The organism is Szabonella alba (assembly GCF_016765775.1).
Taxonomy (GTDB): Bacteria; Pseudomonadota; Alphaproteobacteria; order Rhodobacterales; family Rhodobacteraceae; genus Szabonella; species Szabonella alba.
The window spans coordinates 1-911 of record NZ_JAESVN010000047.1 but is presented as its reverse complement, the minus strand read 5'-3'; the positions used below and the strand labels follow the sequence as shown (position 1 = coordinate 911).

Annotated in this window: 1 protein-coding gene; it reads right to left on the bottom strand. The window is 67.8% G+C overall.

Translation table 11 applies throughout. The features are described from left to right. The coding region (locus tag JL811_RS19855) for a VCBS domain-containing protein (protein WP_202690432.1) at nucleotides 1-911 on the bottom strand (911 nt) is incomplete at both ends.

Genomic DNA, 911 nt, shown 5'->3' with positions numbered 1-911 from the left:
CCATCAATATCGCTGTCATTCGTCAGCACATTCCCCGAGGCCTGCGCAACACCCGGATCACCCGCATTGCCCCCCGCCTGAACACCCGCCTCCCGAACCGAACCCGCGTCGTCCGTCGCAACAGGTGCGTCATTGACCCCGGTCACCGTCACCGTCAGTTCCGCCGTCGAGGTGCCGCCCTGACCATCCGAGACCGTATAGGTGACCGTGCTGGGACGGCTGTCGCCCGGGCCCAGATCGGCAAAGGCCCCATCGGGATCAAAGCGATAGCTGCCATCAGGGTAAATCGTGAACACGCCGCCGGCCGAGCCTGCAACCGTCGCGCCGCCCGCCGGAACCGGCTGGCCCCCTGCCACCGACTGCACCACCAGCGCATCGCTGTCATTGGCCAGAAGATTGCCCGCAGACCCCGCGCCGCCCACGTCCAGAACCGTATCCTCGGGCGTCACGCCCGTATCCGCCACCGCGACCGGCGCGTCATTCGTGCCGGTGACCGTGATCGTCACCACCTGATCATCCCAGCCGCCCGCGCTGTCGGTGACCCGCACCGTGATCGCATCCACCCGCGTCTCACCCGCCTTCAGCGCCTGAACCGCCGGCAGGTTGTTGTCCAGCACATAGGTCCAGCGCCCGGAGGGATCGACCGTCAGCGCGCCATATTGCGCCTCACCCGGCGTCGGCACGCTCCAGACATGGCTGTCGCCCAGATCCACATCGCTGACCGTCAGCTGACCCTGCACGCTCTGGCGGCCATCCTCGACCACATCGCCGCTGGCCTGACCCGCGATCACCGGGTCGTCATTGGTTCCGGTGACGGTCACGGTGATGGTGGTGCTGGCGGTGCCGTCGAGCGAGGCCACGGTCCAGCGTTCGGTGAAGCTCGCACCCTCGGCCAGCGACTGAACCGCCGC